We start from the raw sequence: 23,779 nt of genomic DNA on the forward strand, positions 1-23,779 counted from the left end.
TAAGTGCAACCGGGGAACAAGCTCGCTACAATCCGCGCTCGTTTCCGTTACAGGTGCCTAGTCCATGAAATCGATCAGCCAGCGTCTTGCCGAAGAACTTTCCTGCCGCGAAGCCCAGGTACTTGCTGCCGTGCAACTGCTCGATGACGGGGCGACTGTGCCGTTCATCGCGCGTTACCGCAAGGAAGTCACCGGCGGGCTGGATGACACGCAATTGCGCCTCCTGGAAGAGCGTCTGCGTTATCTGCGCGAACTGGAAGAACGCCGCGCATCGATCATCGAGAATGTGCGCGAGCAGGGCAAGCTCACCGACGAGCTGCATGCGCAGTTTCTCGAAGCCGACAACAAGCAGCGTCTCGAAGACTTGTATCTGCCGTACAAGCAGAAACGCCGTACCAAGGCGCAAATTGCGCGGGAAGCGGGCCTGGCACCCTTGGCCGAGGCACTGCTTGCCAATCCTGATCTGAATCCTGAAGCCGAAGCCGCCGCCTATGTGAATGCTGAAAAAGGCGTGGCCGATGCCAAGGCTGCGCTGGATGGCGCGCGTGCGATCCTGATCGAACAATTCTCCGAAGATGCCGAGCTGATCGGCCTGTTGCGCGATTTCCTGTGGACACATGCGCACGTGAAAACCACCGTGGCCGAAGGCAAGGCCAGCGAAGGTGCGAAGTTTGCCGATTACTTCGATTACCACGAACCGATACGCGAGATGCCCTCGCACCGGGCGCTGGCCGTTCTGCGCGGTCGCAATGAAGGTGTGCTGCAGGTGGCGCTGGTGTTGCCAGAAGAGCTGGAGGCTGCCACCAAACCCGTTGGCCCAGGCGTATGCGAGCAGAAGATTGCTGCGCGTTTTGGTGTTGCCAGCCAAGGGCGCGCTGCCGACAAGTGGCTGTCCGATACCGTGCGCCTTGCGTGGCGCGCCAAGATTTTCCTGAGCCTGGAAACCGAACTGCTTGGCCGCGTGCGCGAGGCGGCGGAAACCGAGGCAATCAAGGTATTCGCCACCAACCTGAAAGACCTGCTGCTGGCAGCGCCGGCAGGCCCGAAAGCGACGATGGGGCTCGATCCGGGCCTGCGAACCGGCGTGAAAGTGGCCGTGGTCGATGCCACCGGCAAGCTGGTGGATACTGAAACCATCTACCCGCATGAGCCACGTCATCAGTGGGATCAGTCGATTGCCATCCTGGCCAAGATATGTGCCCAGCATCAGGTCCGGCTGATCGCGATCGGCAACGGTACGGCCAGTCGTGATACGGACAAGTTGGCCGCCGAGCTGATCCGGCGTCATCCTGAACTCGGTTTGCAAAAGCTGGTGGTATCCGAAGCTGGCGCCTCGGTGTATTCCGCATCCGAACTGGCAGCCAAGGAATTTCCGCAACTGGATGTGAGCTTGCGCGGTGCGGTATCGATTGCACGCCGCCTGCAGGATCCGCTGGCCGAGCTGGTCAAAATTGATCCGAAGGCCATTGGCGTGGGCCAGTACCAGCATGACGTGAATCAGACTGATCTGGCACGCATGCTCGATGCCGTGGTTGAGGATTGTGTGAACGCGGTCGGCGTGGACGTGAACATGGCATCGGCAGCCTTGCTGGCGCGGGTTTCCGGCCTGACACCAACGCTGGCGGCCAATATCGTCAGCTATCGCGATGGCAACGGCGCATTTGCCAATCGGCGCCAGATCCTGAAAGTGCCGCGTCTGGGCGAAAAGGCATTCGAGCAGGCCGCCGGTTTCCTGCGCATCAGCAATGGCGATAATCCGCTTGATGCCTCGGCCGTGCACCCCGAAGCCTACCCGGTGGTCGAAAAGATTCTGGCGCGCGTGCAGCGCGAAGTGAAAACCATCATTGGCGATACTGCCTTCCTCAAGAAGCTCAATCCGGCAGAATTCACCGACGCGCAATTCGGCTTGCCCACGGTGAAGGATATTTTGGCGGAACTGGAAAAACCCGGTCGCGATCCGCGTCCTGAATTCAAGACCGCCAGTTTTGCCGAAGGCGTGGAAGATCTGAAAGACCTGCAGCCGGACATGGTGCTTGAAGGCGTGGTGACCAATGTGACCAACTTCGGCGCGTTCGTGGATATTGGCGTGCATCAGGATGGCCTGGTGCATATTTCGGCGCTGGCCAACCGCTTTGTGAAAGACCCGCGCGAGGTGGTGAAGGCGGGTGATGTGGTCAAGGTAAAGGTGCTGGAAGTCGATATCAAGCGCCGTCGCATCGCGCTGACCATGCGCCTGAGTGATTCCGCACGCGATCACGCAAGCGGCGAGATCCGGCACGAAGCGGCCAGCCCGCGTGCACGCAAGGAAACCAGCAGTCAGCATGCACCGCAGAATGCCCTGTCGGCAGCCTTGGCCGGCCTGAAGCTGAAGCGCTGAGACCCGTTCATTGTCTTGCCAGGCGGTTCATGCGCCTGGCTGAGGGCCTCACGTAACAGGCCTGGAACAGGTACTCAAAAGCGGTTTCCCTTTCTGGCAACGGAGAGGCCATAATAGCGATATTGGTATGCAGGGAGCAGCGAGATGGTGCAGGTTGATAATCCGGAAAAATTTACCACGGGCCATGAATTGATCGATGCCGATCACCGTGAACTGGTCGAGCAGATGAATTGCCTTCATGATGCAATCACCGAGCAGTGGGCATTGGAGGATCAACGCCAGATCTTCAATACGCTGATCGAGCGCACTGCCGAGCATTTTCGCCATGAAGAGGCGCTGATGCAGCGGATCGCTTATACGGGGTTTGCCAAGCACAAGGCCGAGCACGATATGCTGCTCGAGGAAGTACGGGAGTTGCAAGTGCGTTTCAATTCCGGTTCAATTGCGCTCTCGGAGAACCTGTTCGACTACCTGTCGGAATGGTTGAATTTCCACACCGCGACCACAGATAAAAAACTGGCCGAAGCAGCCAATGCTGCGGCCGAATAGCGCAGGAGAATGCAAGGGCATGGCAACGTATCAATGGGATGGCGCGCTAAGCGTAGGCAATCAGAATATCGACGATGATCACAAGGTGTTGATCGACACCGTCGGACGTTTGCATGAGGCCATGCGAACCGGGCAAAGCAAGGAAGTTGTGGGTGCCATTCTGGATGATCTGGTCCGCAGCACCGAGGAGCATTTTGAGCGCGAGGAAGGCTTCATGCTCAAGATCAATTATGTGGATTATCTGCCACACAAGGCCGAGCATGAACGTCTGCTGCGTGAGGTGAGGGATCTGCAATCCCGCTTCAATGCCGGCACGATCACCATTACCGTCAGTGTGAGCAATTTCCTGTCCGACTGGCTGGTGAAGCACATCTTGGGGCTGGACAAGAAACTTGCCGCAACAATCGCCAAGGCTTCTGCCTGAAACGTACCCAATCGGATGATTGCAGATCATAAGAACGCCGGCATTGCCGGCGTTTTGTTTATGCGCCACTACCTGCATTCACTGCAGGCCGCATTGCGTTCGCAGACCCACGAATTCCGGATAATCGGTGATGATGCCGTTCAAACCGAATTCGCTGCATAACGCATGTTCAAAATCGGTTTCGGCACCATACGCCCAGTTGTTGAATCCCAATGCTTGTGCCTGCTGCTGCAGTTGCGGGTCCAGCACTTCATAGTGCCAGACCAGTGTACGCAAGCGCGGGTGTGGTAGCGCAGGGTAGAGTAGCGAGCCGAGTGCTGCCGGTCGATGAGCCAGCAACAGGCCGCAATCCACATCCAGTGATTCTGCTGCCTGCATGATCAGTTCGTGCCGAAAAGAGGTCAGCAGGATCTTGCGCTGGTCGGCGATCAGTTCCAGTAGCGGAAAAATCACCGGGGCGGCGGCAGGGGTCTTGATTTCAATGTTCCAGACGGCATCGGGGAATGCCTCAAGCGCCTCGGGCAGGGTGGGGACGAGATAACCAAGCGCCAGCGACAACTCATTGCGGCTCAGGCCCGCAACGGATTGGCCATCCGGAGTCGTGCGGTCGTGAAACAGTACCAGTTCGCCGTCGGCAGCAAGGCGGACATCCGTTTCGATGCCATGAAAACCCGTCGCCAGCGCGCAGGCGAAGGCCGCTAGGGTGTTTTCCTGCGCGAGATGTGCAAGACCTCGATGAGCAATCAATCGCATGGCAAAAGCAATAACCTGGAAAAATCCTATCCCCAGTCTAGAACCATTCCAGGCAAAAAAAATGAATTCCTTCTTGTGGGGCGATAAATGTACGCCATGTGTCTTGCGCAGGGTTGTCTAAACTGAAATCAGCCCATTTCGGTGCTTAATCTGACCAGGAGGAAATTTCATGATCACGTCTCGTTTGATGGCATGCGGTCTTGCCATGGTGCTCGCAACTAACGTGTATGCTGCCAATTCCCAGCAAAACAAGATGGCGGCCTGCAACAAGGAAGCAACGGCCAAGTCGCTCAAAGGCGATGAACGCAAGCAGTTTATGAGCGAATGTCTGAAGGCGGATGCCAAGCCTGCCCCCTTGACCCAGCAGCAAAAGATGACTGTCTGCAATAAGGACGCATCGGCCAAGGCGCTCAAGGGCGACGAGCGCAAGCAGTTCATGAGCGAGTGCCTGAAGAAATAGTCTGGTAAACGAATTCGGCGATAATGGCCTGCGTGGCATCCGGCAGCTTGAAAAAAAGGGTTTGGATGCCATCTCGTTTTCTGATTCACATAACCCGGAATTTGCCATGCCGTCCCTAGATGTTATCCAGTCAGCCCTTGCCAACCTGATCGACCCGGAAACCGGCAAGGATTATGTCTCCGCCAAATGCATCAAGAACCTGAAGTGTGATGGAGGCCAGATCAGCCTGGAAATTGCGCTCGGCTACCCGGCTCGCAGCCGCTTCGAGCAAGTGCGCGCACAAGTTGTCAACGCGCTGGTGCGATTGCCCGGAGTCGAAACAGTCAGGGTCGAGGTTTCCAGCCAGATCATCGCCCATGCCGTGCAACCGGGCGTGAAGCTGCTGCCGGGTGTGAAGAACATCATCGCCGTGGCCAGCGGCAAGGGTGGGGTGGGCAAGTCGACCACCTCGGCCAACCTGGCACTGGCGCTGGCGGCGGAAGGTGCGGAAGTCGGTCTGCTCGATGCTGACATCTATGGCCCATCGCAGCCGCTTATCATGGGTGTGGCCGGGCAGCAACCCGAAACCGATGGCCAGCATATTTTGCCGCTGCGCAACTACGGCGTGAAAGTGATGTCGATCGGCAGCATGATCGATCCGGAACAGCCGATGGTCTGGCGCGGACCCATGGTCACGCAGGCGCTGACCCAGTTACTCAACGATACCGAATGGGGCGAGCTCGATTACCTGATCATCGACCTGCCGCCGGGTACTGGCGATATCCAGCTTACCCTGTCGCAAAAAGTGCCGGTGACCGGTGCGGTCATCGTGACCACGCCGCAGGATATTGCCCTGCTGGATGCGCGCAAGGGGCTGAAGATGTTCGAAAAGGTCGGCGTGCCGATTCTGGGAATCGTCGAGAACATGAGCATGCATGTCTGCTCGAACTGCGGCCATGTCGAGCCCATCTTCGGCGAAGGTGGTGCGGCCAAGATGTGTGCCGATTACGGGGTGGAACTGCTGGGCCAGTTACCGCTGGATCTGTCGATTCGAGTCGGCGCCGATGGTGGTCGCCCCAGTGTGGCGGCCGAGCCGGATGGCAGGATTGCCGGGCTTTACAAGGCAATCGCGCGCAAGACTGCGATCAAGATTGCCGACAAGGCGCGCGATTACAGCAGCAAATTCCCGACGATCGTGATCAAGAAATAGCGGGTTTGGATAAAAACAAAGGCGGCTTTTGAGCCGCCTTTGTTTTCCTTGCCTGATTATCAGGCAATCAATCGTTCCAGCGTTTTTTCAAACACTTCGCGGATCAGGTCCAGATCTTCCACGCCGACGCATTCGTCGATCTTGTGGATCGTGGCATTCAGCGGGCCGAATTCGACCACTTCCGGGCAATGCTTGGCGATGAAGCGGCCATCCGATGTGCCGCCGCTGGTCGACAGCGCCGGGGTGATGCCGCAGGCGTCGGCAACGGCTGTCCGCATCACGTCGACCAGCGCACCGCTGCCAGTCAGATAAGGCTCGCCCGAGAGTTCCCATTTCAGATCGTACTGCAGCCCGTGGCGATCCAATATTTCATGCACGCGTGCTTTCAGGCCGGCTTCGGTGCTGGCGGTGGAAAAACGGAAATTGAACAGGATTTCCACGGTACCCGGAATCACGTTGGTGGCACCGGTGCCACCACGGATATTTGAGACCTGCCAAGTGGTGGGCGGGAAGAATTCGTTGCCTTTGTCCCACTCTGTGGTGGAAAGCTCGGCTACCGCCGGGGCAACCATATGAATCGGATTTTTGGCCAGATGCGGGTAGGCAATATGCCCCTGGATGCCATGCACGTGCAACGTGCCGGAAAGCGAGCCGCGCCGCCCGTTCTTGATCGTGTCGCCCACTACCTTTTCGCAAGTGGGTTCGCCGACAATGCAGTAATCGATGGCTTCGCCGCGTGCCTTGAGGGCTTCGATCACGCGCACGGTGCCTTCCACGGCCGGGCCTTCCTCATCGGAAGTCAGCAGCAGGGCAATCGAGCCTTTCGGGTTCGGGTGCTTCTGCAGGAAGTTTTCCACCGCGACGATAAAGGCGGCAATCGAGCCCTTCATATCGGCGGCACCACGTCCAATCAGCTTGCCATCAATGATCTCGGCGGCAAACGGGGGGGATTTCCAGCGCTCGACAGGACCCGTAGGCACTACGTCGGTATGGCCAGCGAATACCAGCACCGGGCCACTGCTGCCAAAGCGTGCCCACAGGTTTTTCACGTCTTCACGCGGCATGTGTTCGTTATTGAAGCCCAGTCTGGCCAATCTTTCGGCGATATAGGGCTGGCAGCCGGCATCTTCCGGTGTAACGGAAGCGCGGCGAATCAATTCCTGGGCAAGCGCAAGGGTAGGCGTGATCATTGGAACAGGCTCTCGTAAAGTTCAGGTTTGAAACCGACGAATATCCTACCATCCTTGTCAAGAACTGGCCGCTTGATGATCGATGGTTGTGCTTGCATCAGTGCCATTGCCGATTCGGCATCGACAATGCCTGCCTGGGTGGCGGCATCGAGTTTGCGCCAGGTCGTGCCTTGCCGGTTCAGTAGTGTTTCCCAGCCAGTCTGGCTCATCCAGGTTTGCAGCAGTTCGTGGCTGACACTGAATTTTTTGAAATCATGGAATTCATACGTCTGGCCCTGTTCTTCCAGCCAGGTACGGGCCTTCTTGACCGTGGTGCAGTTGGTGATGCCATAAAGCTTCATGGTTTCTCCGGTGTTTGGTGTTTTTTGTTTTCAGTAGCGGCGATCAGTGCAGTGACATGTCGAACATCAGCGTGTCATCGCCTTCTTTTCCGGCAGGTTTGCTGACGGTCTGTGGAGCAGGTTGCGCCTGCTGCTCGCGCTCGTCGACGGTTTGGGCGTTGTTGACCATCCAGGAAAGATTGGTGGCGGAATCCGCATTGCGCAATGCCTCATCCAGATCGACTTCGCCATTGCGGTAAAGACGATAGAGCGATTGCTCGAAGGTTTGCGAACCTTCGGTCAGGCTTTGTTCCATCGCTTCCTTGATCTTGGAAAGATCGCCGTTGCGGATCAGTTCCGCTATATAGCTGGTATTGAGCATGATTTCCACGGCCGGGATCAGCTGGCCGGCCTTGTTGCGTACCAGCCGCTGCGACACGATTGCGCGCAAGGCGTTCGATAGATCGTAGAGCAGACTTTCGCGTGCTTCGAGCGGGAAGAAATTCACGATACGCGCCAGCGAGTGGTAGCTGTTGTTGGCGTGCAGCGTGCTGATGCACAAGTGGCCTGCCAGCGCGTATTGCAACGCATAGCTCATGGTTTCCTGGTCGCGGATTTCGCCCATCATCAACACGTTGGGTGCTTCGCGCATGGCATTCTTCAAGGCATCGGAATAGCTCTTGGTATCCAGCCCGACTTCGCGCTGGTTCACCAGCGATTTCTTGTGGGTGTAGATGAATTCGACCGGGTCTTCGATTGTCAGGATATGGCCGCTGTGATTTTCATTGCGGTAATTGAGCATGGCCGACACCGTGGACGATTTGCCCGAGCCGGTGGCGCCAACCACCAGCACGATACCGCGTTTTTCCATCACCAGATCCTTGAGCGTTTCCGGCATGCGCAATTCTTCGATCGTTGGTGCCTTGGGCTTGATGAAGCGCACCACCATGGAAACCGAACCCCGGCTTCTGAAGACATTGATCCGATAGTTGCCTACCCCCGGAATTTCATAGCCAGTGTTCAGCTCCCAGTCACGCTCGAAAACGGCTATGCGCTCGGGCGGCAGCAGTTGGTAGACCAGATATTTCACCTGCTCGGCATTGAGAATCTGGTTGTTGACCGGATGACAGGCCCCATGAATCTTGATGATGATGGGCGAGTTGGCGGAAAGGAACAGGTCGGAAGCATTGCGCTCCGCCATCAGTTTGAAGAACGGCAACAGATTCATGGCACAGTCCGCGAGATGGATTCTTCCGGATTTTAGATGACATGTGTGATGCTGGGGTGGCAAATCTGGGCGGGTGGATGGTTATTGTGATCAGGTCAGGTGGATTTCCTCTCCTGTATGGCGGGTTACGGTGTGCACATATCATTGACGCTTGTTGTCCGTGTTCGATTGCTCACCGTCATGGAAGAACACCCTGAACCCCTTCAAGGCCGCCGAGGAGAGAGTGAGACCCTGGCTCGCGATCGACGCAGGGCAGCGCGGAGCTGCTTTCTTTGGTTACTTTCTTTGCAGAAGCAAAGAAAGTAACTCACCTGCCGGGGTGAACTCCCGGTCAATCGCTGCATGCAATACCACGCAACTGTTTTAACCTTCCTCCCACAATTCGATAGATGTGTGTCTACCGTAGTGCACGGTGGGAGTGGAAGGTCGTCAGCTCCAGTCCTCGCCCTTGCGGCTTCCGCCGGTTGCGGCCGGCCCGCCAGTCATGTCGAGCGCCACCGCTTCGGCCACCTTGATGCCATCTACCCCGGCCGAGAAAATACCACCGGCATAACCGGCACCTTCGCCGGCCGGATAGAGACCGCGCGTATTGATGCTCTGGAAATCATCACCGCGCTTGATGCGGATTGGTGACGAGGTACGGGTTTCTACACCCGTGAGCACCGCGTCGTCCATTGCGTAGCCCTTGATCTGCTTGTCGAACGCCGGCAAGGCTTCGCGGATGGCTTTCACCACGAATTCCGGCAGGCATTGGCGCAGGTCGGTGGGTGTTACGCCCGGTGTGTAGGACGGAATCACATGCCCCAGATGCGTGGAAGGCCGGCGTGCAAGAAAATCGCCAACCAACTGGGCAGGCGCGTTGTAGTTGCTGCCACCGGCCACGAAAGCCTTGCTCTCCAGTTCTCGCTGGAAAGCGATCCCCGCAAGCGGGTGACCGGGAAAATCGACTTCGGGGGTGACATTCACGACGAGCCCGCTGTTGGCATTGCGCTCGTTGCGCGAATACTGGCTCATGCCGTTGGTGACTACACGGCCTTCTTCGGAGGTGGCCGCGACGACCGTGCCGCCTGGGCACATGCAGAAACTGTAGGCAGCCCGGCCGTTGCTGGCATGGTGCACCAGCTTGTAATCGGCCGCGCCCAGGATCGGGTTGCCGGCAAATCTGCCGAAGCGTGCCTTGTCGATCATCGATTGCGGGTGCTCGATGCGCACGCCGATCGAGAACGGCTTGGCTTCTACGTACACACCCTTGTCGAACAGCATCTGGAAGGTGTCGCGCGCGCTGTGGCCCACCGCCAGTACCACATGGCCGGTAGCGATGACTTCGCCGCTGGCGAGTTTCACGCCGGTGACCTTGCCATTCTCGGCATCGCCTTCGCGCAGGATTTCTTCCACCCGGGCCGAAAAGCGGATCTCGCCGCCCAGTGCCACGATCTGCTCGCGGATATGTTCGACCATGCCCACCAGGCGGAAGGTGCCGATATGCGGTTTGCTGATATACATGATTTCTTCGGGCGCGCCGGCCTTGACGAACTCCTGCAGTACCTTGCGGCCGTGGAATTTCGGATCCTTGATCTGGCTGTGCAGCTTGCCGTCGGAGAACGTGCCGGCACCGCCTTCACCGAACTGTACGTTCGATTCGGGATCAAGCTTGCCCTGGCGCCACAGGCCCCAGGTATCCTTGGTGCGTTCGCGCACGGCCTTGCCGCGTTCGAGCACGATTGGCCGGAATCCCATCTGCGCGAGTGTCAGTGCGGCCATAAAGCCGCATGGACCCATGCCGATCACCACCGGGCGCTCGGCCAGGTTTGCCGGTGCCTGGGCGACGTATTGGTAGGTCATGTCCGGCGTCGGGTTCACGCGATGATCGTCGGCGAATTTCTTGAGCAGTCTGCCTTCGTTCTTGACCTCGGCATCAAGCGTATAAACGAGCAGGATGTCGCTTCTCTTTCGCGCATCGAAGCCGCGGCGGTAGATGCTGAAGCTGATCAGTTCGCTGGCGGCGATATCCAGTTTCTTGAGAAGCGCTGCTTGCAGGGCTTCGGGGGCGTGGTCGAGCGGGAGTTTGATTTCGGTAATGCGCAGCATGGGGGTCTTCCAGAAAGCTGGTGGTGCCACAAGGTGGCCGCAGATCGTGAACAAGTTCTGAGGCCGCCATTGTAGCGCCCGTTGCCGGATGCGTCAGTCAAAAGCCCAGATAACGGCCCGGGCGGTGATTGACGGCGATGACCAGATTGAGTGCCACCGCACCCAGAATGGACAGAATCACCAGCGAAAAATCCTTGATCAGCAGCGCTGCCAGTACGATGGCGCAATCCGCGGCCATCTGCACCTTGCCGGCGCGCCAGCCATGTTTTTCCTGCAGGTAGATGGCCAGTACGCCAATGCCGCCCAGGCTGGCCCGGTGTCGCATCAGCATCAGCAAGCCGACACCGGCCAGCAAGCCCGCCATGATGGCGGCGAAGATCGGGTTCAGGTTCCCAAGCTGTATCCAGCCCGGCAAGATTTCGCTGTAGATCGAGAGCAGGGCGATGGCGGCAAAGGTCTTGAATGTGAATGCCCAGCCCAGTGCGCGTACGGCAAAAATGTAGAAGGGCAGGTTGATGACGAAGAAGATCGGCCCGAAAGCGTAGCCGCTGAGGTAATGCAGCAGGAAGGCCAGGCCGGCGGTACCACCGGTCAGCAGACCGGCATGGCGAAACAGTGTGACGGATAGCGCCATGAATAGCGTGCTGACCAGCAGAGCCTGAATGTCTTCCTGCCAAGTATGCGGAATGGGGGTAACGTCAGCCATGAAAATCGCCCGGTTGCCAGAACCGGGCGAGTATCGTCGAGTGTGCGTTGCACAACAATCAGGGTTTGCCGCGATCAGCGGTCTGCCATTTCGCGGAACTGGCGGGCCGTGGCTTCCATGTCTTCGGCATTCATTACCGATTTGCCGACAATCACGTATTCCGGGGTCAGGATCGGCTTGATCTGCTCCAGCGTCGGCACGTCAACACCACCGGCAATCGCCATGTGGATGCCGCCGAGATTCTGGATGTCGAGGCATTCGCGGAAGCTGCTGATCAGGCTGTCGCCGCAATCGGCGTTCTTATGCACGCACAGGTAGCGCGCACCCAGTGCCTTGAGCCGTGCCGAGCGGGCCTTGTAATCCTGCACGCGCTGCATGTCGAACATCACATCCACTCCGTGGGCATTGGCAATTTTCAGTACGGAAGAAATGGCCTGATCAGAGGCCAATGCCAGCATGGAAAACATTTGTGCACCGGATCGGCACATGAGCGTGGCGGCGCGTTCCGGGCCATCGATGATCTTGCTGTCGACATAGATAGGTTTGCCTGGGCACAGTGCCTGAATCTTTTTGATGATTCCCAGACCGCACAAGTGCAGCAGGTTGGTGCCGATTTCAATCAGATCGAAGTAATGGCCGACCTTGGCCACGGCATCCATGGCGGTTTTTTCATCAAGCGGATCGACCACAAAAATGAGTTTCATGATGTCTGGTTTTTTGTTTTCTGTGCATGGGTATTGTCGCCGATTGTCGTCGGCCTTGGCAAAAAAATGTATTGGCGCATGGCCAACTACAAAAAATGGCCGTCCATCTTTTGCGCACGGTATTCACTTTGCCAGAGAGCTATCTTCGCCCTACGCTGAAAGTGCTTATGTCACTCACTTGGGAGCGGATTATGGCCAAAACATGGATTCTCGTCGCCAATGCCAGCCAGGCACGGATTTTTTTTCGTAACGGTATCAAGCAGGAGCTGACTTTGGTGAAGGAGTTGATGCATCCGGAAAGCAGAATGAAAAATTCAGAACTAGTCACGGATCGGGCCGGTTATATGCAAGGTACGGGCAATAGTCATGGCTCCAAGCAGCCCCAGACCGAGCCCAAACAGAATGAAGCGCTGCATTTCGCGCAGGAATTGGCGCAAGAATTGAATTCGGGGCGGTGCAGCCAGCAGTTCGAACGCATCGTCCTGGTCGCCCCGCCCGCATTTATGGGTTTGTTGGGGGAAAAGATCGACACGCAAACCGCCAAGCTGATCGATGGCAAGATCGGCAAGGATTACACACAGGCCGATGAGAAAACCTTGATCGGCAGCCTGGAGTAGAGAACGTAACAGATTGCTCACGAAGTCGGACGGGAATTCATTCGCTGATAAAATCGCAGAATGAATTCCCGTCCTGTTTTTTTTGGTGTGCTATGCGCACTGGGGGCCGGGCTCCTGTGGGGTCTGGTTTTTGTAGCCCCGCTTATCCTGCATGATTATTCGCCTGCCATGCTGGCATTTGGCCGCTACCTGGCGTTTGGCGTGATTGCCCTGCCACTCGCCCTGCGTGGCCGACAGCAACTGATGGCACTTGACCGGCGTGACTGGTACGCCGCGTTGGAGTTGTCACTGGTCGGCAATATTTTCTACTACCTGTGCCTGGCTGCTGCCATCCAATTGGCCGGAGCGCCACTGCCGACCATGATCATCGGTACATTGCCGGTAGTAATCGCCGTGGTTTCCAACTTCCATGAGGGGACCTTGCCCTGGCGGCGCCTGTTACCTTCGCTGGGCGTGATTGCGCTGGGCATTGTACTGGTCAATCAGCAGGAACTGGCACTCTTGCAGGGCGTGGTAACCAGGGATTATGTCCTGGGTATTGTGTTGGCGGTCTGCGCCATGCTGTGCTGGACCTGGTATCCGGTGCGCAATGCGCGCTGGCTCAAGTTGCGACCACAGATCCGATCGGACGTGTGGGCCACGGCCCAAGGGTTGGCGACGCTGCCTTTGTCCTTGCTTGGCATGCTGTTGGCCGCTTGGTGGTTCGCCGACTCCAGCCAGTTTGATTTTCCGCTCGGGCCCAGACCGTTGCTGTATGCAGGTTTGATGCTGGCTATCGGCTTGCTGGCTTCCTGGCTGGGTACCCTGTTGTGGAATCGTGCCAGTCAGTTGCTACCGACGGCATTGACCGGCCAGTTGATCGTGTTCGAAACCCTGGCGGCGTTTCTGTACGCTTTTCTCTGGCGCGGCCTGCTGCCAGGCTGGTTGGTACTGGGCGGCATTACCTTGCTGGTGATTGGCGTGATGCTCGGTGTGCGTGTATTCGGCCAGAAAGTGGCATAGGGCTGCCCGAAATCCTCTTTTGTCACCCTCAAGCGCAGGTTCCTGTGCTAGCCCCCCAGTGAATCTTTCCCGCAATTTTTCATGACCGGGTTCTCGGTTATCGGTAGACGAGACCGCCTGTCAGGAATGTGGTTGTGACCTAACCAGTGCTGGCTAAGATTACAAGCAAGCTTACAGTTATGTTTGCGGCCAAAAATAGAATAAGGGGAAATGATGCGCGGGCTGGTATCTGTGGTGTTGGTACTCTTGCTGGGCAGGCCGGTTCTGGCGAGCGAACCGACCGTGCTCATGCATGATTTGCGCCCCTATAGTTGGCAAGAGGCAGGGCGCTTCTATGGCTATGCCTATGAACTGGTACGCGAAATCCAGCATGAACTGGATGTCTCTGCCGAGGTTAAACTGACCTCGTTCAATCGTGGCTGGCAACAGGTACGACAAGCCAAATCTACCGTACTGTTTCCGGTTTCTCGCTCATCCGAGCGCGAATGCCTTGTCAAATGGGTAGGGCCATTGATCGAAAGCGATGTCTATCTGTTCAAGCGCAAGGGCGAATCCCTCCGTGTGGACAGCCTTGATGATCTGCGCGCACTGACACGTATCGGGGTGCAACAAGGTATCCGTGACGATTACGTGTTGAGCAAACTTGGTTTGACCAATCTGCACTACGCCAGCACCCGGGCGCTGACCTTGCGCGCCTTGATCAACAAACGTGTCGATGTAATTCCGCTGAGTGAAAACGCACTACGCAGCTTGTTGCGAACTGAAGGTATCGCAAGGGATATGATCGAGAATACGGGTTTCAAGCTCTATGATTCGGTGCTGTATATTGCCTTTTCCGCTGATGTGGATGATGAAACGATCCGGCGCTGGCAGCGTGCGCTGGATAAGGTGAAATCTGCACGGCATGGGGAACTCGCCCGCAAATATCTGAATTAAGACGCAGAGCCTGGTCAGGATTCATGCGCCGCGCTTCAACCCGCTGATGGCTTCTCGCTACAGACATTGAATAGATTTTTAAAAAACGAGAGTGGTCATGCCGCTGCCGGTTTTTTTGACAATTGTGCGGTATTTTGTACATCCAGATCATGCCGGCAGATGAGTTGAGTTATGCTTGCGCATCACAGATGTTACCGATCACCATGCAACAAATTCTTGATTACCTGCTGGAATATGCCAATACCATCCTGAATCGTTATCGCGATCAATGGCATGGTACCCCGTTGTTTTTTGATGGCTGCAATACCTTCACCGGCGAGCCGGTGACCTGGCGCAATGTCGACGGAACAGAATGGGTGCTCTCCAATCTGGCCTCGCAGCAGAACCTGTTCCGTTTCCTGACCGCACTGACGACACTGACCGGCGAGCAAAAGTACAAGCAGGCTGCCAAGGATGCGATTGCATGGCATTTTGAGCATGCCGATTCAAGCGGTCTGGTGCACTGGGGCGGGCACTGCTTCCTTGACCTGAAAACGCTGAAGGTCGTCGGCCCGGAAAACAAAAACCGTTACCACGAACTCAAGCACCACTGCCCATTCTACGAGTTGATGCATGAAGTCGATCCGGCAGCTACCGCGAGGATGATCAAGGCGATCTGGAATTGTCATGTTACCGATTGGAACATCATGCAGATGTCCCGCCATGGTGAGTATGGCCAGACTTTTGACGAATCCACCATCTGGGATCGCCCAAAGAATCAGGCGCTCGAGCCGCTGCGTGAAATGGTTGGCCTGTCTTTCGTCAATATTGGTAATGACCTGATCTTCGCCGCCGGCATGCAATACCGTCTCAATGGCGACGATAAGGCGCTGGGCTGGGGCGAATTCCTGATGCGCCAGTACGTCAACAGCCGCCACCCGCAGACCAGGCTGGGTGTCTATCAGTACAACCGCCCGCTCAAGACAGCAGAGCCGCCTGCAGATGAAAATGATCCGCGCTATACCTTTTCTTTCTTCGGTGATCGGGCGCAGCGCCAGTTTGGGCTGGAGTACGGCGAAGTGGCCAAGGAAGCCTGGGTGCTGTTCAAGATGGATGATGAAGCACTCAACGGGCCGGAAGGCATCTATGGCGATTGTGCCTATGCGCAGACCACACTTGCTCGTGAATTGGGCGCCGCCGGCAAGCAGATGCTCGATTGGACCACGGAAGGCATGGAAGCCTGGGCACACTATGCCTATGACCCGGCCAGCAATGAAATCAAGCCGATGTTCGCCGATGGGCGTGATCTCACCGGACAGGTGATTCCGCGTTATGGCTACTATGGCAAGCAGGGTACGCCCATTGTGCGCCGCCCATTACCCCCACATGTGTTCCTGGCCTATGTGACCAACTGGGCGGTCGGTCGCAGTGAAAAGCTTTGGCCGGTAATGTGCGCGATGGCCAAAAACTTTGAGCTGGGTGACTGGAACGCTGCCAAGCCCGCCGTGAATCTGGCAACGCCCGCAGCCGATGCCGTATTCCTGTATGCCGCGCTGGAAATGTTCCGCGCTACCGGATTGCCGGCCTATCTGGATCTGGCCTGCGTGATCGGGGATAACCTGTTCCATGCACATGCCCACCGTGGCATGTTCACGCCGAGTGAAAAGCATGTTTTTTGCCGCTTCGATGATGTCGAAGCGCTGGCGCTCGCCACATTGATCGGAACCTTGCAGGGCAAGGCCGCTGAAATGCCGGTCTATCGCGGTCGCGGCGGTTATGTACATGGCGACATGCTGTTGCCTGATGGCCACAGCAAGAACACCACCGACCTCAAAACCATCTATACGCAAATGATCGACTAATAATGCAAAACCCCGGTAAACCCGGGGTTTTGTTTGATTTCGGCTGCATCAGAACATGTGTTGGCCGCCGTTGATCGAGATATTGGCGCCGGTGATGAAGGCTGCTTCATCGGAGGCCAGATAGGCGATCAGACCAGCGACTTCTTCGGGGCGGCCGAGGCGGGTCAGCGGAATCTGCGGGATGATCTTGGTTTCCAGCACGTCTTCCGGAATCGCCATGACCATATTGGTACCGATGTAGCCGGGCGAGATCGTGTTGACGGTGACGCCTTTCTTAGCCACTTCCAGTGCCAGCGCCTTGGTGAAGCCGTGCATGCCGGCTTTCGCTGCAGAATAGTTGGTCTGCCCGAATGCGCCCTTGGTGCCGTTGACTGAGGAAACATTGATGATGCGGCCCCAGCCACGCTCGACCATGCCATCGAGCACCTGCTTGGTCATGTTGAAGACCGAATCCAGATTGGTGTGCATCACCGCATCCCAATCGGCTTTGGTCATCTTCTTGAAGGTCATGTCCCGCGTAATGCCGGCGTTGTTGATCAGTACGTCAATCGGGCCGTTCTCTGCCACGACCAGTTCTACGCATTCCTTGCAGGAATCAAAATCGGAAACATCGCATGGATAGGCCTTGAAGCCATAGCCCATGTCATTCATGCGGCGCAGCCAGTCATGTGCCTTGGTGTTGTGCGGGCTGTAGGTAGTGATCACCTTGTCGCCCAATGCAGCCAGTTTCAGACAGGCAGCCTCACCGAGACCGCCCATGCCTCCAGTAATCAATGCAACGCGTTGCATGCTTCCTCACTTTTTTGATGTGGGTGAATGTATGGCTACGGATTCGTTATAAGAAGTGATTCTCAACCTTACAAGTTGCAGGTGTGTGACGTATTCACGTTCAGGATGCTCGGCCCAGCACTGCACCGGTTGCAATCAGGTCATCGAGCAGTGCCATCGAGGCCTGACCGCTGCCGCTGAACGGATCGAGTTCGGCTTTCTTGGCATATTTCAGCATCAGCGAAGGATTGACCTTGGCCAGGTTGACCTGGCCCATCGTCCAGTTGGCGAAGCGGCGCTCGAAGATTTCCTCATAGCTGAGAATGCGCACATTGCGGTGACGCTCGTCGCGCGCGATGGTGTTGTACAGATCGCACACCGCATCGCGTCCGCCTTCGAGCACCTGCATAAAGATATCGCCGCTATAGCACAGGATGCCGGTGATGCCGTGTTCGGGGTTGTGCGCACGCGATTGGGCCAGAATGCCATCGATGACTTCCGCTGTGAGCGGCTGGGCGGCGCGGCTTGCATAGAGCAGACGGACAAGCATGGTGGGCATCCTTATTTGTTCAGGTTGATCAGGGAGAGAAATTCGCGGCGCAGGCTGGCATCGGTCAGAAAAGTGCCGCGCATCACGCTGTTGATCATCTTGCTTTCATCATCTTTCACGCCGCGCCAGTGCATGCAGAAGTGGTCCGCCTCCATCACCACGGCCAGACCATCCGGACTGACCTTGTCCATCAGCACATTGGCCAGCTGGGTGATGGCTTCTTCCTGGATCTGCGGCCGGCTCATGATCCATTCGGCCAGGCGCGCATATTTGGATAGCCCGATCAGGTTCGAGTGCTCGTTGGGCAGGATACCTATCCACAGCCGGCCGATGATCGGGCAGAAGTGGTGCGAGCAGGCACTCCGGACCTTGACCGGGCCGACGATCATCAGCTCGTTCAGATGCTCGGCATTCGGGAATTCAGTTACCGTTGGAGCCGCAACGTAACGACCGCGAAAAACTTCATTCAGGTACATCTTGGCCACACGTCGTGCCGTATCCTGCGTGTTGTGATCGCTTTCGGTATCGATGACCAGGCTTTCCAGCACATCCTTCATTTTGGCTTCCACCTCGGTCAGCAACTCGTCGAGTTCGCCGGGTTCGATGAAGGCCGAAATATTGTCGTTGGCGTGAAATCGGTGCTGCGCCTTGCGGATGCGATCGCGAATGCGCGCAGAAGCAGGGGTGTAGCGTGAGGATTGCGGGGAGGCAGTGGAATCAGTCATGCCGGTCATCCTGTTGCGTTGTCCATATCAGATTAGCAGATGGATCCGGCTTTTTTCTTTGCAAGAGAAGATGAGAATCTTTATTGATGCTGGCTCGCCTGGGGCAAGGTCGGTTGCAGTGGGTGATGGAAATGGTTGGGGCCGCGTGTGGATGACACGTAAGTGGCAATCACTTGAGCATCATCCACACGGATTGATTAACGCAGCCAGGCGGCTGGGCGAAGATGGCTGGCAGGAGAGGATTGCTTACTTGTTTTTCAGCAGATCGCGAATCTCGCGCAGCAATTCGACATCTTCCGGCGTCGGAGCTGGTGCTTCCTCGACTTTCTCTTCCTCGCGCTTGAGCCGGTTAACCAGCTTGATGATCAGGAAAACCGCAAAAGCAATAATCAGAAAGCTGATGACCTGGTTCAGGAACAGGCCAATATTCAAGGTCACTGCACCGGCCTTTTGCGCATCGGCCAGAGTGGCATATGGGCCTTCGGCAGTGCCGGCATGCAACACAAAAAACAGATTGGTGAAATCAACTTTGCCAAGCAGCATGCCGATTGGTGGCATGATGATGTCATTGACCAGCGAGGTGACGATTTTCCCAAAAGCGCCGCCGATGACCACTGCAACGGCCAGATCCAGCACATTGCCGCGCATGGCAAATTTCTTGAATTCCTCGAGCATGATGACAACCCCCGTGCGTATGCTGTTTCAAATGTATGATGAAATGATATTTCTGACTGGTTGTGAACTACTTATGCAAGGCTAGAAGTAGCAGCAGTGCTTGTCAATGCAACGCGTGATGGATTGCGGCAAGCCGCATCCGGTCTGCTTGTAAACAGGATCGGTCTTGCACAGTTGCCGCACAGGATTAAATTTACTATTGGAAGCCTTTCTTCGAGGTCATTGAACATGCGTGCTGCCGACGTTGATTTCAGTTTGTTGCCCGAAGTCATTACTGAAGTTCAGGAGCATGCCGGCGAGCTGGAGCATGATCTGCATCGTTTGGTGACAAGCCCGGAATCACAAGATCTGCTATCAAGTGCCTTTCGGCACATGCATACCATCAAAGGTGATTTTGGCTATTGCAACGCACAGCCGATCGTTGATTTTATTCATCAGCTTGAGGGTGTGATGCAGAGTTTGCGCAGTCGGGTATTTCGATGCACACCCTTGATTGCAGAAGCAATCATCCAGAACATGGACCAGGTGTTGCTGATGATGGAGATCCTGGCCAGCACGCATCAATTTGATCCCAAGCCCCGCACCGCGCTGGGCAAGTTGATCGGGGATCTGGCCTCGGCGGGCAGTCAGGAGGCGGCAGACCAGGCCGCCCGGCATATTCTGCTGGCGCTGAATGATGAAGCATTGGGCGAGCGAGGCCATGGCTATGTCATGCCCATGCCCGCTGCGCCAGAAAGTGTGACGCGTGCACTCTCCTTGGGTCGGGCGCTGGCGGAGGCGTTGGAAGCCCGTCACCCCAAATGGCGCAACCGGGCAGCTCAGCAAAAGAACCTTATTCTTGCCCTCAATCGGGAGTACCTCTATCCGGTTGATCCGGACGTACTTGAAATTGCCGTGTATTGGCATGATGTCGCGCTGCTGGCATTGCCGGATTCCGTGCTTGAAAATCCGCCGGATGAAAAATCTGCCCAATGGCCTGCCTATGCAAATCATCCGCAGCTTGCTGCTGATTGGCTGCAAAAAGTGGCGCCGGATTGTCAGGAATCGATGCAGATCATTTGCCAGCATCACCTCTGGTTTAACGGTGCCGGCATTCAAGCATTGCCGTACCCGCTGCCACCGCATCCAGGCGCGCTGATGCTGGCCTGTGCCGATATATTTGCCGACAGAGTGGCAGGTCTGGCAGGCGAGGATTATCGGCGCGCCATCTTGCGCACGGTGCTGGATGTCAGTGCGGGTTTTGAGACGCGCTTTGATAGTGCCTTGATTGGCGCCTATGAAGTTGTGGCGCGTCGTTTGATTGGAAACCCATAGGCTCTGTTGACGTTTGATTGTTTTTTACGCAAGCCCGCCAACTTGCCGGGGCGAGAAGCCAAGCGCAAGCAATACTGGTGTATTGCGAGCATTGGCGACAAAGCATCCGGCAAAATTGGCGGACTTGCCCTTCGGGCGGCTGGGTCTTTTGCTCCATTACGGCGTTATTTCCCACTTGCGGTACCCGTACCGCGGCCTGGGAAATGCCTGGTACTGGAGCAAAATACCCAGCCGCGTAAAAATTAATCAAATGTCGACAGAGCCTAGAGTTGAACCGGTTGGAGCGTCCCAGAGTACGTGGGAAATCATTATTTTTTTGTGCGGGTGTTTGACACGACCTGCCTAGGCAGGTATAGTCCCGCTTCTCGACAGCGCGGCCGTAGCTCAGTTGGATAGAGTATCTGGCTACGAACCAGAGGGTCAGGAGTTCGAATCTCTTCGGCCGCGCCACTTGCCTCAGTCCCCATCGTCTAGAGGCCTAGGACACCGCCCTTTCACGGCGATAACCGGGGTTCGAATCCCCGTGGGGACGCCACTCTATCCCCGGCGTTGAGGTAATACGTCAACTGGATAGTGGCAGCATCAGGATCGAGTTCAACCTTCTCGATCAATCCACGAATGAAGTCTTTCAGGTGGTCTCGATCCAGAGACCCCATGTCTTCCGCCAATCCTTTCATAATGCGTGCAACCTGCATTTCGGTGAGATTGCGGACGGCTTGGGCCTCCTTTTCGAGTTCTGCTCGTTGCGCCACATCCTCTTCCAAAGCCTGCCGGCGTTGTTCATAGGTTTCAATCTGCCGCAGCAGGGGTGCCGGGGTTGCAGTCTGGGCCAATAGCTCGGTCACCCGACTGATTTGCCGATCAATACTTGCCAGCTCCTTGCGCAGACGTGGCAGTTCGGTATCGCGCATCCGCGATTCCACCTGAGTCTTGGCCGCAGCAGTAAAGGCCGACACAAAGTCTTCAGCCTGCAAGTTCTCAGCCAGTTGGCTTAAGACGGCAGTATCCACCGTCGCCGCTTTAATGCGCTTACCTTTGCCAGCACGATAGTTGCCTTCCCCGTCACTATGCCATGCCGTGCCGTCGGGCGATTTCAAAATTCCCGAGAGCAAATAGTTGGCCGGCGTGCGCCGGCCTTTAGAGCGGCTGCTATTTTCCAGCGCTCCCAAGATGGCTTCGGCTTCTTCCTCGGTGATGAGGGCATCATGTGTGTCATGCTGGATTACCCATTCACTGCGCGGCCGGCGCTTCTCACCGCCTTGATAATTGCCATTGGCAAATTCATTGCGCTGGTTCCATACCGTATGACCTGCATAGGTCAGGGCATTCCACTCGATGCCAATCGCAGTCGATTGCGAAATTTCCAAGCCTGCCTCTTCCAGTGCCAACTTACGGGAAACGCCTGCCGCCTTGGCCTTCAAGTAGGTCTTGACCTTCTCGGCATCATCGGCCAGTACCAAATGTGATTTCACCACCGGCTCGCCATCGCGTATCGCACCGGTTTCGACGCTCTCAAGCTGGTAGCCCGTTGGCGCACGACCCCCTGCACGCCAGCCCTGGCGTACATTCTCGGCCATGCCCGCCAATCCCTTGGCTTTTGAAGTCAGGCTGTGCCATTCGTCCATCGCTTGCAAGATGGACTTCAACAGCATTTCGGTGATCGGGTCGACATCGGGCAAGCTTTTGAAAACAATCTTGACCCCGTGCTTGCGGCATTCGACCTCTTCAAAGATAAGAGCAAGATGGCGCCGTCGCGCCAACCGGGAAGTGTCGAGAATCAAAAGGGTGTCCCAGCTACGCTTCTTATCGCGCACCGCTGCAAGTAGCGATTGAAAGCCAGGGCGCTGGTCGTCTTTGCCTGACTCCACTACATCCGAAATTCAGCCGTGATGACATAGCCGCGCTCAGTTGCAAGTTCTTGCAATTGCCGGCGTTGTGCATCGATGCTCACATCGGATCGGTCTTTGCTGCTCCGCAGGTACAGGGCTGCTTTCACATTCGTTTTCGTGCTCATGGTCTAAATCGTCCAAAAAATATAGGGCTAAAGAAACGGCTTTTTTGACATCGGGGCTGCCAATGGAGGGGAGGGCGCGCAGGTTCATTGCACCCTCCGGGCAATGTGATTGCGCGAAGTCGGTAGCCACGGGATGCCATAACCCGCCCAAAGTAAAACGGCAAACGACCTACTCGATGCAGGCCGGGTAAAACAGGTAAGCAAGGACACAGGGATGCTCCATCAGAGCACCAAATGCGAGGGAATGCGAATGTGTCCTTGAACTACCTGAATACGAAATAACTGGCCTGATAAACCCGGCACGGTGCGTTAGTCTTAACGCTGCCCTTTCAATGGGCATCGGTGAGTATAGGAACGCACTTTGAGCATGACGCGATAAATCAGAAAAAAATTGGTGGTCACCGAAAAGGAAGGTTTCCTCCTTTTCCCCGGATCTTATGGTTGGATCAACCAGAATGATTTCCCCATGTCTTTGAACCCATGACGGAGCATGTTGTCGCGCAATGGGTGTGGTGGCTTGCCGATGATGCCTAACACGCCTCCGGCAGCCTGCTGACAAATTTGCCAGAATTGCGTGAACCAGCCGCGATGACGATATTGGGTCGGGACATGCACGCCATGGATACAGACAATGTATTCGAGGTTTTCGATCCCGGGCTCGGGCTCAAAGACAACCGAAACATGAAATCCATTTCTGCTGAGCTTAATTTCCTGAAGCGTATTCTGCTTGCGTGCGATGGCAATAAAAGCCAGAGCTTGCAGTTCAAGGGATGGAATGCGTTTTATCTTTTTGTGAATGTCTTGCGGAATGGGGAGTTCCACGGGAACGTCTGGTTCTTGATTTGTCATGAGCATGTCTCCTGTATCAAGCAAATATTCCACAGCCTTCTGTGGTTATAAATGCGCACTATAGTACCTGTTACTATGGTGCGCAATATGGCCTGATCCACATCTATCTATTACCGGAGATAACTGTGGATACGCATGCAGCGTTTGCTCTCGTTCTGCGGCAATTGCGCAAGGCCAAAGGAATGACTCAGGAAGATTTTCAGGATGTCGCCAGCAGGGAATACATTTCGCAGCTTGAGCGTGAGCTCAAGAATCCGACGCTGGTCATGATAGAAGGACTGGCTGCAAAAATGGACATACAGCCGCTCACCTTTTTCCTGGCCATCTATGCACAAAAGCACCAGGATAAACTGCTATCACAACAAATCTCCGACGCGATTGCTGAGCTGGCCGACATTCAGCGGAGCAATTTTGTGGGGTAATTGTCCAGTCCCGGACGATTGATAATGCGCTTATTGAATAATCCTGGCTTGTTTTTCTGCCACTCCTTGAGCGCCTGA

The 23,779-nt window shown here is 56.1% G+C and carries 24 protein-coding genes, 2 tRNA genes and 1 pseudogene; 14 read left to right on the forward strand and 13 right to left on the reverse strand.

The genetic code is table 11. The features are described 5' to 3' along the window. Positions 1–64 precede the first annotated feature (64 nt). From AC0KVQ_RS12245 to AC0KVQ_RS12255, 3 genes are all read left to right on the forward strand, one after another. On the forward strand, positions 65–2,377 hold the full coding sequence (locus AC0KVQ_RS12245) for a Tex family protein (protein WP_473421447.1): 2,313 nt from the start codon (positions 65–67) through the stop codon (positions 2,375–2,377). Positions 2,378–2,521: 144 nt separating this feature from the next. Further along, a complete protein-coding gene (locus AC0KVQ_RS12250; RefSeq protein WP_473421448.1) occupies positions 2,522–2,926 on the forward strand; it encodes a bacteriohemerythrin in 405 nt (134 codons plus the stop codon). A gap of 19 nt (positions 2,927–2,945) precedes the next feature. Further along, positions 2,946–3,350 carry a bacteriohemerythrin gene (locus tag AC0KVQ_RS12255; RefSeq protein WP_473421449.1) on the forward strand — a complete coding sequence of 135 codons (405 nt, stop codon included), beginning with the start codon at positions 2,946–2,948 and terminating at the stop codon, positions 3,348–3,350. A 78-nt stretch (positions 3,351–3,428) separates the two neighbouring features. On the opposite strand, the gene AC0KVQ_RS12260 is transcribed toward AC0KVQ_RS12255, so the two are convergent. Then, entirely contained in the window at positions 3,429–4,103 is a 675-nt protein-coding gene (locus AC0KVQ_RS12260) for a glycerophosphodiester phosphodiesterase (protein WP_473421450.1), read from the reverse strand. Between the two features lie 169 nt (positions 4,104–4,272). Between AC0KVQ_RS12260 and AC0KVQ_RS12265 the strand changes: the two genes are divergently transcribed. Together AC0KVQ_RS12265 and apbC are read left to right on the forward strand one after the other, a co-directional pair. After that, positions 4,273–4,563: a PsiF family protein gene (locus tag AC0KVQ_RS12265; protein WP_473421451.1), complete on the forward strand. Its 291-nt coding sequence runs from the start codon at positions 4,273–4,275 to the stop codon at positions 4,561–4,563. Between the two features lie 106 nt (positions 4,564–4,669). Next, positions 4,670–5,752 (forward strand): iron-sulfur cluster carrier protein ApbC, encoded by a 1,083-nt coding sequence (apbC, locus tag AC0KVQ_RS12270; protein ID WP_473421452.1) that lies wholly within the window; start codon positions 4,670–4,672, stop codon positions 5,750–5,752. 59 nt (positions 5,753–5,811) lie between these two features. On the opposite strand, the gene dapE is transcribed toward apbC, so the two are convergent. The 6 genes from dapE to AC0KVQ_RS12300 all read right to left on the reverse strand — a co-directional run bounded on the left by dapE (position 5,812) and on the right by AC0KVQ_RS12300 (position 11,988). Continuing rightward, positions 5,812–6,942 carry a succinyl-diaminopimelate desuccinylase gene (gene dapE / locus AC0KVQ_RS12275; RefSeq protein ID WP_473421453.1) on the reverse strand — a complete coding sequence of 377 codons (1,131 nt, stop codon included), beginning with the start codon at positions 6,940–6,942 and terminating at the stop codon, positions 5,812–5,814. Beyond that, positions 6,939–7,283: an ArsC family reductase gene (locus tag AC0KVQ_RS12280; RefSeq protein WP_473421454.1), complete on the reverse strand. Its 345-nt coding sequence runs from the start codon at positions 7,281–7,283 to the stop codon at positions 6,939–6,941. The genes dapE and AC0KVQ_RS12280 overlap by 4 nt, the downstream gene beginning before the upstream one ends. A 43-nt stretch (positions 7,284–7,326) precedes the next feature. Next, positions 7,327–8,490, reverse strand: a complete 1,164-nt coding sequence (locus AC0KVQ_RS12285) for a PilT/PilU family type 4a pilus ATPase (protein ID WP_473421455.1) — start codon at positions 8,488–8,490, stop codon at positions 7,327–7,329. Positions 8,491–8,919: 429 nt separating this feature from the next. Then, positions 8,920–10,578, reverse strand: a complete 1,659-nt coding sequence (locus tag AC0KVQ_RS12290; RefSeq protein ID WP_473421456.1) for an NAD(P)/FAD-dependent oxidoreductase — start codon at positions 10,576–10,578, stop codon at positions 8,920–8,922. A gap of 97 nt (positions 10,579–10,675) precedes the next feature. Continuing rightward, positions 10,676–11,284, reverse strand: coding sequence for a YitT family protein (locus AC0KVQ_RS12295; protein WP_473421457.1), 609 nt, complete (start codon positions 11,282–11,284; stop codon positions 10,676–10,678). Between the two features lie 74 nt (positions 11,285–11,358). After that, a complete protein-coding gene (locus AC0KVQ_RS12300) occupies positions 11,359–11,988 on the reverse strand; it encodes an orotidine 5'-phosphate decarboxylase / HUMPS family protein (protein WP_473421458.1) in 630 nt (209 codons plus the stop codon). 26 nt (positions 11,989–12,014) lie between these two features. Here AC0KVQ_RS12300 and AC0KVQ_RS12305 point away from each other — a divergent pair, with 26 nt between their 5' ends. The 4 genes from AC0KVQ_RS12305 to AC0KVQ_RS12320 all read left to right on the forward strand — a co-directional run bounded on the left by AC0KVQ_RS12305 (position 12,015) and on the right by AC0KVQ_RS12320 (position 16,384). Next, on the forward strand, positions 12,015–12,605 hold the full coding sequence (locus AC0KVQ_RS12305) for a host attachment protein (RefSeq protein ID WP_473421459.1): 591 nt from the start codon (positions 12,015–12,017) through the stop codon (positions 12,603–12,605). Between the two features lie 60 nt (positions 12,606–12,665). Then, entirely contained in the window at positions 12,666–13,607 is a 942-nt protein-coding gene (locus AC0KVQ_RS12310; RefSeq protein WP_473421460.1) for a DMT family transporter, read from the forward strand. A 210-nt stretch (positions 13,608–13,817) separates the two neighbouring features. Further along, positions 13,818–14,543 carry a substrate-binding periplasmic protein gene (locus AC0KVQ_RS12315; protein WP_473421461.1) on the forward strand — a complete coding sequence of 242 codons (726 nt, stop codon included), beginning with the start codon at positions 13,818–13,820 and terminating at the stop codon, positions 14,541–14,543. A gap of 203 nt (positions 14,544–14,746) precedes the next feature. Further along, entirely contained in the window at positions 14,747–16,384 is a 1,638-nt protein-coding gene (locus AC0KVQ_RS12320; RefSeq protein ID WP_473421462.1) for a hypothetical protein, read from the forward strand. 48 nt (positions 16,385–16,432) lie between these two features. Here AC0KVQ_RS12320 and phbB read toward each other — a convergent pair whose 3' ends face one another. The 4 genes from phbB to mscL all read right to left on the reverse strand — a co-directional run bounded on the left by phbB (position 16,433) and on the right by mscL (position 19,102). After that, positions 16,433–17,173: an acetoacetyl-CoA reductase gene (gene phbB / locus AC0KVQ_RS12325; RefSeq protein WP_473421463.1), complete on the reverse strand. Its 741-nt coding sequence runs from the start codon at positions 17,171–17,173 to the stop codon at positions 16,433–16,435. A 100-nt stretch (positions 17,174–17,273) separates the two neighbouring features. Then, on the reverse strand, positions 17,274–17,702 hold the full coding sequence (locus AC0KVQ_RS12330; protein WP_473421464.1) for a BLUF domain-containing protein: 429 nt from the start codon (positions 17,700–17,702) through the stop codon (positions 17,274–17,276). A gap of 11 nt (positions 17,703–17,713) precedes the next feature. Then, positions 17,714–18,427 carry a GTP cyclohydrolase I gene (gene folE / locus AC0KVQ_RS12335; protein ID WP_473421465.1) on the reverse strand — a complete coding sequence of 238 codons (714 nt, stop codon included), beginning with the start codon at positions 18,425–18,427 and terminating at the stop codon, positions 17,714–17,716. Positions 18,428–18,673: 246 nt separating this feature from the next. Continuing rightward, positions 18,674–19,102 carry a large conductance mechanosensitive channel protein MscL gene (gene mscL / locus AC0KVQ_RS12340; RefSeq protein ID WP_473421466.1) on the reverse strand — a complete coding sequence of 143 codons (429 nt, stop codon included), beginning with the start codon at positions 19,100–19,102 and terminating at the stop codon, positions 18,674–18,676. A 228-nt stretch (positions 19,103–19,330) separates the two neighbouring features. Here mscL and AC0KVQ_RS12345 point away from each other — a divergent pair, with 228 nt between their 5' ends. The 4 genes from AC0KVQ_RS12345 to AC0KVQ_RS12360 all read left to right on the forward strand — a co-directional run bounded on the left by AC0KVQ_RS12345 (position 19,331) and on the right by AC0KVQ_RS12360 (position 21,882). Further along, positions 19,331–20,416: an Hpt domain-containing protein gene (locus tag AC0KVQ_RS12345; protein WP_473421467.1), complete on the forward strand. Its 1,086-nt coding sequence runs from the start codon at positions 19,331–19,333 to the stop codon at positions 20,414–20,416. 373 nt (positions 20,417–20,789) lie between these two features. Continuing rightward, positions 20,790–20,866, forward strand: a tRNA-Arg gene (locus tag AC0KVQ_RS12350). A 9-nt stretch (positions 20,867–20,875) separates the two neighbouring features. Further along, positions 20,876–20,951, forward strand: a tRNA-Glu gene (locus AC0KVQ_RS12355). A gap of 670 nt (positions 20,952–21,621) precedes the next feature. Continuing rightward, complete coding sequence (locus tag AC0KVQ_RS12360) at positions 21,622–21,882, forward strand: hypothetical protein (RefSeq protein WP_473421468.1); 261 nt, start codon at positions 21,622–21,624, stop codon at positions 21,880–21,882. A 99-nt stretch (positions 21,883–21,981) separates the two neighbouring features. Here the strand turns inward: AC0KVQ_RS12360 and AC0KVQ_RS12365 are convergent. Together AC0KVQ_RS12365 and AC0KVQ_RS12370 are read right to left on the reverse strand one after the other, a co-directional pair. Further along, positions 21,982–22,430: pseudogene (locus AC0KVQ_RS12365) on the reverse strand (recombinase family protein); the annotation flags it as partial. Between the two features lie 435 nt (positions 22,431–22,865). Next, entirely contained in the window at positions 22,866–23,279 is a 414-nt protein-coding gene (locus tag AC0KVQ_RS12370; protein WP_473421469.1) for a hypothetical protein, read from the reverse strand. A gap of 125 nt (positions 23,280–23,404) precedes the next feature. Here AC0KVQ_RS12370 and AC0KVQ_RS12375 point away from each other — a divergent pair, with 125 nt between their 5' ends. Beyond that, on the forward strand, positions 23,405–23,701 hold the full coding sequence (locus AC0KVQ_RS12375; protein WP_473421470.1) for a helix-turn-helix domain-containing protein: 297 nt from the start codon (positions 23,405–23,407) through the stop codon (positions 23,699–23,701). Positions 23,702–23,779 lie beyond the last annotated feature (78 nt).

It is taken from the genome of Formivibrio sp. oc-25, from assembly GCF_055810895.1.

What these genes read in the sequence shown, in the direction of transcription:
- AC0KVQ_RS12245 (WP_473421447.1), top strand. Translation starts at nt 65, where the DNA reads ATGAAATCGATCAGCCAGCGTCTTGCCGAAGAACTTTCCTGCCGCGAA.
- AC0KVQ_RS12250 (WP_473421448.1), top strand. Translation starts at nt 2,522, where the DNA reads ATGGTGCAGGTTGATAATCCGGAAAAATTTACCACGGGCCATGAATTG.
- AC0KVQ_RS12255 (WP_473421449.1), top strand. Translation starts at nt 2,946, where the DNA reads ATGGCAACGTATCAATGGGATGGCGCGCTAAGCGTAGGCAATCAGAAT.
- AC0KVQ_RS12260 (WP_473421450.1), bottom strand. Translation starts at nt 4,103, where the DNA reads ATGCGATTGATTGCTCATCGAGGTCTTGCACATCTCGCGCAGGAAAAC.
- AC0KVQ_RS12265 (WP_473421451.1), top strand. Translation starts at nt 4,273, where the DNA reads ATGATCACGTCTCGTTTGATGGCATGCGGTCTTGCCATGGTGCTCGCA.
- apbC (WP_473421452.1), top strand. Translation starts at nt 4,670, where the DNA reads ATGCCGTCCCTAGATGTTATCCAGTCAGCCCTTGCCAACCTGATCGAC.
- dapE (WP_473421453.1), bottom strand. Translation starts at nt 6,942, where the DNA reads ATGATCACGCCTACCCTTGCGCTTGCCCAGGAATTGATTCGCCGCGCT.
- AC0KVQ_RS12280 (WP_473421454.1), bottom strand. Translation starts at nt 7,283, where the DNA reads ATGAAGCTTTATGGCATCACCAACTGCACCACGGTCAAGAAGGCCCGT.
- AC0KVQ_RS12285 (WP_473421455.1), bottom strand. Translation starts at nt 8,490, where the DNA reads ATGAATCTGTTGCCGTTCTTCAAACTGATGGCGGAGCGCAATGCTTCC.
- AC0KVQ_RS12290 (WP_473421456.1), bottom strand. Translation starts at nt 10,578, where the DNA reads ATGCTGCGCATTACCGAAATCAAACTCCCGCTCGACCACGCCCCCGAA.
- AC0KVQ_RS12295 (WP_473421457.1), bottom strand. Translation starts at nt 11,284, where the DNA reads ATGGCTGACGTTACCCCCATTCCGCATACTTGGCAGGAAGACATTCAG.
- AC0KVQ_RS12300 (WP_473421458.1), bottom strand. Translation starts at nt 11,988, where the DNA reads ATGAAACTCATTTTTGTGGTCGATCCGCTTGATGAAAAAACCGCCATG.
- AC0KVQ_RS12305 (WP_473421459.1), top strand. Translation starts at nt 12,015, where the DNA reads ATGGGTATTGTCGCCGATTGTCGTCGGCCTTGGCAAAAAAATGTATTG.
- AC0KVQ_RS12310 (WP_473421460.1), top strand. Translation starts at nt 12,666, where the DNA reads ATGAATTCCCGTCCTGTTTTTTTTGGTGTGCTATGCGCACTGGGGGCC.
- AC0KVQ_RS12315 (WP_473421461.1), top strand. Translation starts at nt 13,818, where the DNA reads ATGATGCGCGGGCTGGTATCTGTGGTGTTGGTACTCTTGCTGGGCAGG.
- AC0KVQ_RS12320 (WP_473421462.1), top strand. Translation starts at nt 14,747, where the DNA reads ATGCAACAAATTCTTGATTACCTGCTGGAATATGCCAATACCATCCTG.
- phbB (WP_473421463.1), bottom strand. Translation starts at nt 17,173, where the DNA reads ATGCAACGCGTTGCATTGATTACTGGAGGCATGGGCGGTCTCGGTGAG.
- AC0KVQ_RS12330 (WP_473421464.1), bottom strand. Translation starts at nt 17,702, where the DNA reads ATGCTTGTCCGTCTGCTCTATGCAAGCCGCGCCGCCCAGCCGCTCACA.
- folE (WP_473421465.1), bottom strand. Translation starts at nt 18,427, where the DNA reads ATGACTGATTCCACTGCCTCCCCGCAATCCTCACGCTACACCCCTGCT.
- mscL (WP_473421466.1), bottom strand. Translation starts at nt 19,102, where the DNA reads ATGCTCGAGGAATTCAAGAAATTTGCCATGCGCGGCAATGTGCTGGAT.
- AC0KVQ_RS12345 (WP_473421467.1), top strand. Translation starts at nt 19,331, where the DNA reads ATGCGTGCTGCCGACGTTGATTTCAGTTTGTTGCCCGAAGTCATTACT.
- AC0KVQ_RS12360 (WP_473421468.1), top strand. Translation starts at nt 21,622, where the DNA reads ATGTGTGTCATGCTGGATTACCCATTCACTGCGCGGCCGGCGCTTCTC.
- AC0KVQ_RS12370 (WP_473421469.1), bottom strand. Translation starts at nt 23,279, where the DNA reads ATGACAAATCAAGAACCAGACGTTCCCGTGGAACTCCCCATTCCGCAA.